The 8,528-nt window shown below is 33.9% G+C and carries 12 protein-coding genes; all 12 read right to left on the reverse strand.

The genetic code is table 11. The features are described from left to right. Positions 1-121 precede the first annotated feature (121 nt). Positions 122-697: a hypothetical protein gene (locus tag H8704_RS13575; protein WP_249298613.1), complete on the reverse strand. Its 576-nt coding sequence runs from the start codon at positions 695-697 to the stop codon at positions 122-124. A 440-nt stretch (positions 698-1,137) separates the two neighbouring features. Next, complete coding sequence (locus tag H8704_RS13580; protein ID WP_249298614.1) at positions 1,138-1,332, reverse strand: cysteine-rich KTR domain-containing protein; 195 nt, start codon at positions 1,330-1,332, stop codon at positions 1,138-1,140. A gap of 15 nt (positions 1,333-1,347) precedes the next feature. Beyond that, positions 1,348-1,854: a helix-turn-helix domain-containing protein gene (locus H8704_RS13585; RefSeq protein ID WP_249298615.1), complete on the reverse strand. Its 507-nt coding sequence runs from the start codon at positions 1,852-1,854 to the stop codon at positions 1,348-1,350. 694 nt (positions 1,855-2,548) lie between these two features. Continuing rightward, complete coding sequence (locus H8704_RS13590; protein WP_249298624.1) at positions 2,549-3,190, reverse strand: class I SAM-dependent methyltransferase; 642 nt, start codon at positions 3,188-3,190, stop codon at positions 2,549-2,551. Positions 3,191-3,289: 99 nt separating this feature from the next. Continuing rightward, positions 3,290-3,688, reverse strand: a complete 399-nt coding sequence (locus tag H8704_RS13595; RefSeq protein ID WP_249298616.1) for a hypothetical protein — start codon at positions 3,686-3,688, stop codon at positions 3,290-3,292. A gap of 167 nt (positions 3,689-3,855) precedes the next feature. Next, positions 3,856-4,488 carry an ABC transporter ATP-binding protein gene (locus tag H8704_RS13600; RefSeq protein WP_249298617.1) on the reverse strand — a complete coding sequence of 211 codons (633 nt, stop codon included), beginning with the start codon at positions 4,486-4,488 and terminating at the stop codon, positions 3,856-3,858. Positions 4,489-4,501: 13 nt separating this feature from the next. After that, positions 4,502-5,335: a hypothetical protein gene (locus H8704_RS13605; RefSeq protein ID WP_249298618.1), complete on the reverse strand. Its 834-nt coding sequence runs from the start codon at positions 5,333-5,335 to the stop codon at positions 4,502-4,504. A gap of 29 nt (positions 5,336-5,364) precedes the next feature. Further along, the gene (locus tag H8704_RS13610) at positions 5,365-6,264 is read right to left on the reverse strand and encodes a hypothetical protein (protein ID WP_249298619.1); all 900 of its coding nucleotides are present in this window, start codon (positions 6,262-6,264) and stop codon (positions 5,365-5,367) included. Between the two features lie 32 nt (positions 6,265-6,296). After that, entirely contained in the window at positions 6,297-7,511 is a 1,215-nt protein-coding gene (locus tag H8704_RS13615) for a hypothetical protein (RefSeq protein ID WP_249298620.1), read from the reverse strand. Between the two features lie 7 nt (positions 7,512-7,518). After that, the gene (locus tag H8704_RS13620) at positions 7,519-7,935 is read right to left on the reverse strand and encodes a hypothetical protein (RefSeq protein WP_249298621.1); all 417 of its coding nucleotides are present in this window, start codon (positions 7,933-7,935) and stop codon (positions 7,519-7,521) included. 73 nt (positions 7,936-8,008) lie between these two features. Continuing rightward, positions 8,009-8,149, reverse strand: coding sequence for a cyclic lactone autoinducer peptide (locus H8704_RS13625; RefSeq protein WP_249298622.1), 141 nt, complete (start codon positions 8,147-8,149; stop codon positions 8,009-8,011). Then, a partial coding sequence (locus H8704_RS13630) for an accessory gene regulator B family protein (RefSeq protein WP_249298623.1) occupies positions 8,146-8,528 on the reverse strand: 383 nt, incomplete at its 5' end. The genes H8704_RS13625 and H8704_RS13630, both read right to left, overlap by 4 nt.

The raw sequence follows: 8,528 nt of genomic DNA on the forward strand, positions 1-8,528 counted from the left end.
GTTTGTCAAAATGTTTTGCCATGATAAATTCCTCCTTCAGTACGATACTTTTATTGTATCACTAATCGACGGAATGAAAAGCTCTCACTTTGACTTGTACTATTTATATTCTAACACCACACTATTCCAGTACTTTATTCTTGCCCTCTAACACTTCAGCACCATAACCACATAGAAATGAGCAGGCAATAAACATAACGCCCACAATGATAGAGACCTCATTATCAAAGTTTAAGTCTGTCCCTCCATCTGCCGTCCCATTCATAAACCCCGTCATGATCCCCTGTACGATTTCCGCTAAGACCACACTTCCTGTTGGGATAGCCATCTCCATAATTCCAAGTCTTCTCAATTCTCTTGCTCCTGCCTTGGTAAATGGTGTCCCTGCCATCAGTGCATTGCCAAAATAAAGTTCTGCGAACTTTGCAAGTACGGCCTGGCCAATACATACAATCAGCCATGCCACTAAAGCCGTACTGATACTTTTCACATTATAAGCACCCAAATCTGTCAGCAAACCGTAAATTGTAACACCTCCGATTTTAAAAATCTTACCACTTCCAAATAGATTGCTTAACAGTCCCACAAGGCATCCGCAAATACCTATCATCGAAAATACAAAAGCCACCTTGCTAAGTATTTTTCCTATTTTTGCAATCTTGTGTAGTATTTTATGATTTTTTGATTTATTTTCCATCTGCTTCTCCCTCCTCATTGACAGCTTCTTTTTCCCTTTGATCTTAAGCATCTTCCTTAATATCGTTTCATACAATCAGATATTTCTTAAGTGCCAGCACCCCACCATAACAAGCCTCCTTTTCTTGATTTCTACAGTTACAGGGTTACTCTACCGCAATTTGATTCCATTATCGATGTACAGATAACTAACATACATAAAACCGATACCAAGATGCATAATAATTCATCAATTTCCTATTCTCCCTTCTCATCGTCAACCTCTTTTTCCTTTTTCTCAGATGACACGGGCAGATCATACCCTGTAACAAAGCATTCCGGCAGCAAAAGAATATCTGCATGATTTTCCTTTCTTTTCCCTTCTCAAGTAATGAAAATCACGCTTTACAAATTTCCGATATCATAAACAAAACGCAGAACCAACCCATTTTTCTTTTTGGATCAGCTCTGCGTCTCAGCATCTGGCTCATTTACGATCCGAATTTTAAATTGTTTTACATTTACAAGATACTCTCTCTTGCATTTCGGACAAAATAGCGGTTGATGATATAACACCGTATCTTCCCGTACTTTCGTCCTTGTATTTCCACCACATGCAGGGCAGAAAATCCACCGTTTTTTTATAGAATATTCCATATAATCTCCTTTTTACTATAAATCAACAGGTGATGAAACTAATGTAATCTGCCTTGATACACTTGTTTTTGTAACTGGTTTTGACATATATTTTGTTGCAACTTCATTCATTTCTGTCAGAAATTTTATAAATTCCTCATCTGTCAATGTCAGTGTACAACTGGTCAGCATCAATAAATCCTTTCGTGGATCTGCATGACCACTGGAAAAATATTTTGCAAATGCAGCACACAGACTTAGCAGCGACATCTGAACAACAGTACCATTCTCATCATCGACTTCTAATGCCTCTCTATTCAACGAATAAACATTTTCCACCGTTCCACGAATTCTATTTTCCTCAACAACAATGATAAATGCACTATCATTCAATATTTTTATGTGACGATATAAGCTGGCACTTGGAACATCCGGCAATTCTTTTTTTATTTCCTTTACGGTTCCTTTTTTATGAACCAATAAATATTGAATAATTCTCTGACGAACAGGATTCATAAAAACTTCCGCAATTTCTGTCTTCATTAAGTTTCTTCTCCTTTTATTCTCTATTTTAATTATATTCTCACTTTTGAGAATGCCAAGTATTTATTTTACATATTGCAAATCCAGCGTTTTGCACTTAGCTCCACTCTACGTTACGAGCATTTTCCTATGCCATAATAAAAGGCACTGCATTCCGGATTCATCCTCCGGTTATACAATGCCCTTGATATTCTCTGCAAAATATTTAATCAGTATATTTGCTATATTTATGGATATGATCGCTACAAGAATGATTACAAGGATTGCCAAGATCCTGCTTGTTAATAATTCCGAATTACTACTGTCAAAATCTCTTATTAATCATACAATATTAGCTATTATGACTAAACCATTCGCACAATACATCAATCTTTTATTAAGATAAATGATAACGGAGATGATCAATGGAATCCCGTATGTCCATACTTCATCAATAGAATTGAATAATACAACGATTACATATGCCAAACTTTCATCCCAGCCTCTTTCCATTTATATCCTTACCGTTTTGCAGATTTCTTTCCCATGCCTCATCATCAATTTTCTCATCATGAAACATTTTACAGAAACAAAGGACAAGAAAAGTAACTTTCCTGTCCATTTATCTTCACTTTATTTATGGTTTTCCTGTGAAATGATTTTGCATCGGTTGTCATATACCGAATCTGTTTAATTTAATTTCCATCGTCTTTTCTCATGACTTTCTTACAACACAATGCATCCGCATTCCCTTGCGGATCTCAATTTTTTCTACGTTTAATCCTGCTTTCCTGCAGCACTCCGTAACCGTTTCTTTTGTTGTAGTCCTGACATCACCGTGTCCGCACAAATTTGCAAGCGGAAGTTCAATATGATCCATCAGCCAAACCAAAAGCTTATTCTCACTCGTCACATCTCGTAGAATCAATCTTCCTCCCGGCCGCAGGCATCGCTTGACACTGTCGAAAAACCCCTGTGGATCCGGATAATGATGGAAACTGTTCGAGCAGATGATTGCATCAAACGAGTTTTCCTCAAAAGGAAAATTCTCACAATCCCCTACAACAAACTCAGCATTTGCAATATGTTTCGCCTTCGCCTGCTCGATCATTGCCGGTGTCAGATCAAGTCCGGTATAATGTCGATCCGGATATTTTTCTGCCAATAGGGAAATCATCGGAGCCGGACCGCATCCGGCATCCAGTAGATCAGAGAAACTCTCCTTTTCCAATTCTTCCAAAATCTCCGGATAATCCTTCTTGCACATTTCATATATGCCGGCGTGATCACTCTCATATCTTTCCGCAACTTGTGTAAATTCTTTCACCGACAATTTCTTGTATTCTTCATTCGTCATGCTTTTTCTCTCCTCTTTAAAAACAACCAGTTTCAAAATCTGATACATTACTATGTATTGATCAAATGCCACAACTTCTGCCTCAAACCAGCTTTGTATTTACCAGATCCAAAGCACCAGTAGGGAACTCAACGCACCAATAACGGCAAAAACCGGGATCATCGGAATACATCCTTTTACATGAAACCATTTCTGATGATATTCTTTATCCATATGTTCCGTCCCCGGAAGCCGAATCTTTTTAATATTTGCAAATAATACCCAGTCCAGAAAAAAAGTATCCCATGCAAAAAGTGCAAGTGCATAACCATATGCTAAAAGAACTCCCTGCACAAAAGTCTTTGCTCCGGCGATATGAAGCATCCTTGCAAACAGAAACATGAATGCAATAAGTGTTATTACCTTTTTGATCAGCATCAATGTATTCAGCTTTTCTCTTGTCGCTTCCTTATTTTGCGAGCGATAATAGGCATCCTGTATTTCCTCTTCAAGCATCATCTTGTTAGTTGTATCTAACCCATGTTTTATAATACACTTTTTTTGTACCATTTGCAAGTGGGTAAATCTGGCACAAACAAATACAGATCTTCCACCCATAAGCTTGAGGAGGCCAAATGTATCCTTCTTTTACAGGACTTTTTCTATTACGTGATATTTTTTATCATTTATAAAGCATCCAATTTACCATGTTCCATTTCATATACTTTATCACATAAGATTTCAATATCTTCTGATAAATGTGATGATAATAAAATCGTTTTTCCTTCCTTCTTTAATTTCAATAAATATTTTCGCATATCTAAAACACCTTCCTTGTCCAAACCATTAAATGGTTCATCAAGAATCAGTATCTTAGGATTTTCCATTATGGCCTGTGCCAATGCCAGACGCTGCCTCATGCCCAAAGAATATTTTTTGACATTTTTCTTCATATTAGGATCAAGTCCAACCCTTTCCATTGCATCTTCAATTTCAGATTTTTTTATCTTGTTCTGAATGGATGCTAACAAAGCTAGATTCTTTATTCCCGAATAATATGGAATAAAGCTAGGTGTTTCAATAATTATACCTGCGTCAGGTATAAAATCAACATCTTTTCCAATCCTTTTTCCATGCACCTGTATTTCTCCATGTGTAGGATGTACAAACCCACATATGCATTTCATAAGCATTGTTTTTCCACTTCCATTCCGCCCTATGATACCACTAATTTCTCCTTTCTCACACTGCAAACTGACATTTTCCAAAATTCTATTTTCTTTAATTTTTAGTGAAACATTTTTTATTTCTATTACCATATTATGCTCCCTCCTAATAAAACATTTTATTCTTGAGTTGTTTGAGCGATAAAAATATAAGTATCCCCTCAGCTGCAACCAAATATAGATAAGAAAATAATAGAGGAACAGAAAACTGTTTATATACATATTTATTATGTAATGCAAGTACGGCATGGCAAAAAGGAGAAATCCACATCACTCCCATATGATACTCATTAAAAATGAGCACAAATAAAATCAATAATATGTTTAAAATTATTCCAATCAATTTTTTATTTAGAATTGAAAAAAAAAGAATGATCGTTCCCATGAGTGTCAAACACAACACCAGTAGCATTATACCATGTGCCAAAGATTGATATGGCGAATAATATTTAAACACCTGTTGGTCTACAAACCGATTATTATCAGATAACAGCATTTCGTAATCTGTTTTATAAAATACTGTAAAATTACTCCAAATATTGCCAATATAGGAGTATTTAGAACAACAAAAAATACTACAAACAAGCAAAAGAAATATATATATGACAGCACATACAGAAATTTGCATAATTTCACCAAAAAGCCAGTTTCTTTTTCCTGTTCTATATATCAATAAAATTTGTTCACTATTTATCCTCGGAACACCTGCCAATATAAAAATAAATCCAATCAAAAAAGCGACTAAATAATACCAATGATTTACACACATTATAAAACCTTCAAAAACGCCTAACGGCTGGCCCACCTGTAATGCATGATTTACCATCTGACGTACTCCATTATCAATAATAAAACCAATAATCAACAACAAAACAATGATTTTTTTATCCGTAAATGTTTCCTGCAGTCCAGCACGAAGTATAAGAATTATTTTTTTCAAAATATCCCTCCTCAAATGACTAACTACTTTTATCCCTCACTTATATCCAATTGTTTTTGTGATAAAAAAATTCCTCCCCCAAAATTGAATATACAAAATAAAAATGCCAATAATACTGCCCATATCTCTCTGTTTTGATAAAACCCACTATTCCCGGCAAAATGAAGAAAAATAGGATTTAGTATGTCTGCTGCCGTACCTGCAATTGTTGCACCATCTGTAACATATTTTCTAAATAATTCTTCAACCACTCTGCTTTGCACATAACAGAGAAAAATGCTTCCCCCGAAAGCAGTATATTTATCTTTACAACAAACAGCCATGAAATAGCAAAAAGAACCACACATTACTGAATAAAAACAAAAATATACAATACCTTTAATCAGCTTACAAACAATACAAAACAACGAAATATCCTTACTGTTTTGTATCATATTTCCAGAAAAAACAAAATAAATGATCTGAAAAGAATCATCTGAAATCGGAACATTATCATAAAATATAATCAATGTAACATAATATAGGAATATTGACACGCAAGATATTACAATAGAACTAACAATATTGGATAATATTTTAGATATATAGTAATTTTTTAAAGAACAACGACAAAGAATTAACCGTTTATTTCCTGTTCTTATTTCTTCCAGATAAATCATCGCCCCTGGCAGGCCACATATTACCGGCATCAATATAGGCAGATAAGTATTATCACTCCACATGGCGTTCATTCTGACCAAAAAAGAGGAATCACTGCACATCTTCCAATTATTATGAAATTTATTCCATACTGCACCAATAATTGTCGTAGATGTGTCATCCAAAAGAACATGACCACTATCACCAAATAAAAAAGTAAAATACAAAAGGAGAATAGAAATAACTAAATAAACATTTATAATGTTTTTTTTAAGTTCTAATTTTATCATAGTCTGCTCCCTTACTGCTTTAATTTGAACAACTAATACGTACCTGTACTCTCATAATAATACAGAGTCCCATCTACAGCATCAACTATAACACTAACTCCATGATTATCTTTTGTCATAGTATCAAATACTGCACCACTGCCATTTGACATAAATAACCATACAGGACGTAAATATGTTGTCTCATTTACTTGTTGATAGACATCCTGTTCATTATCCTTTTCCAACTTATTATCTTGTACTAACAAATAAACCAGACCACAGTCATTAAAACTAAGACCGTCTATATGAGCAATTTTCTTATTTATTAATTGCAAAGCCCAAATAGGTGATATGATATTTTCTTTTTCTGTCTCTGTCTCGATATCAAAAAGCTCCTTGCAGCTACTTACATAATCTAATGAATACTTATGCCGCATAACAGCAATCATATGGATTCCACAATGTACTTTATTGTAGCTTTTACCTTGCGAAATACAAAAATCGGAGCTGGTATCAATGAATATGTCTTTATATACTCTTCCTATTACCATATTGTAATCATAACATCCTGTTTTAGTATTTTTCATTACATATAAATGTTGAACTTTATATTCAAATTTACTTTTTTCTAACTTAGATACATTTTTATTAAATAAATCCTCTACATAAGTGACCGCCTTTGATATTGGCATTTTCCCGTCTTCCAACTGATACACATCTTTCTTTGATGCAGTATCCCCCCATTCAAAATTAATTTCTTTCACACAGGATTTTCCAGTCTGCTCCGTATCATTTAATGAATCTCCACTAAAAAAACCATCCGAATCATAAGAATATAGTAAACTTGTTTTCTTATCCTGTTTTTGTTCCCCATAATATGTATTATCTTTTTTATTTGAAAAAGTTATTTTTTTTATTGACGTCCAATCTATTTTTCTGTAGTCATTCCACATATTTTTTATAGCCATTTTCAAATCATTCTTTTGTTTTGGATACCATGGAGTAAGCTTTACTTCAAATATCTTATGAATATTTGGCATCAATATGTGCTCCGGTAAATGTACTCCATCTACACTTTTTCCTTCCAATGCATGAATCTGTTTTTTTGCTTCTTCTATCGAAACATATTGTTTTGAAGAAGCTTTCATTTCCTGTTTCGAATTATTTTTCTGCTCACGTTTCGGTGCATTTTCACAACTTGTCATCATAAATATACAAAAAAGAAGTGTACAATATATACCTATTTTTCTGTTAAACATTTTCATTCTTTTGTTATCCTTTCACTTCAGCTGCAATAGAAAATGATGTGTAATTAGAAACATGTCCCCTAAATGTTACTGTTTTATTAGTAGGTGGAATTGCCACTGTATACTTCATCTTCTGACCGCTAGATGTACTTCCTGTAAATGCTGTAGAATTTGTTGGATAGTTACTTGAAACTGATGTCACCGTTAATACCGGTTTATTTCCGCTGTAACTATATGACGTGCATTTTGCAAACGCATTAGCATTTGCGTTTCCCCTAACTTCAACCGTTTGACTTATATGATTGGTACTAGAAGGAGCTCCTGGTGCATAGTTAAATATATGCGAAAACTCCTTATAACCAGCTGCATTCACTTTGTTTCCAATAAACATACTACAAAGCAGCATCAATGCAATAAATTTAAAAATTTTACTTTTCCTCATAATTGACCTCCATTCGTAATTACAAATTCAACAAAAAAATAACATATTGTATTATACACTTCTATTTTTGCCATTACATTTTCTCTTTTTTAGGTCTCTTAGGCTGATGAAAAATCACCGGACAATATGGTGGATCATTTTTCTCATGATTAATATTTTTGCTCGCAATCATTTTTAATACTCCAAGAACCTGTTTCTCAATCTGAATTTTCACATTATCACCTCCTGTCTAATAATTTTTGCAATCAATAACATTATTGCACATAAGCAAAAACCAAAGTTCATAAACGAAATACAACTACTATCTACCCCTAAAAAACAAGATATTATAATGACTATTACTTCAACAACAGCCATTTTCCTTGCAGCTTTCTTACATAATGAAAGCTCTATTTCATCTAATTGCATATTAGGATGATTTACGGTTCCTAAAATAAGAACGACTACCAAAGATACCCCTAGCAAAAAGTGCTTTAAATAGTTTAAATTAATTATTAGTGGATAAAAAAAAATCACATATGTTTCATATACTATCACTGATAATCCCATGCATTCAAAAAAGCTTCCAGCGTGATAACCACCTGTATATTTTC

This window comes from Jutongia huaianensis, assembly GCF_014384985.1.
Classification (GTDB): domain Bacteria; phylum Bacillota; class Clostridia; order Lachnospirales; family Lachnospiraceae; genus Jutongia; species Jutongia huaianensis.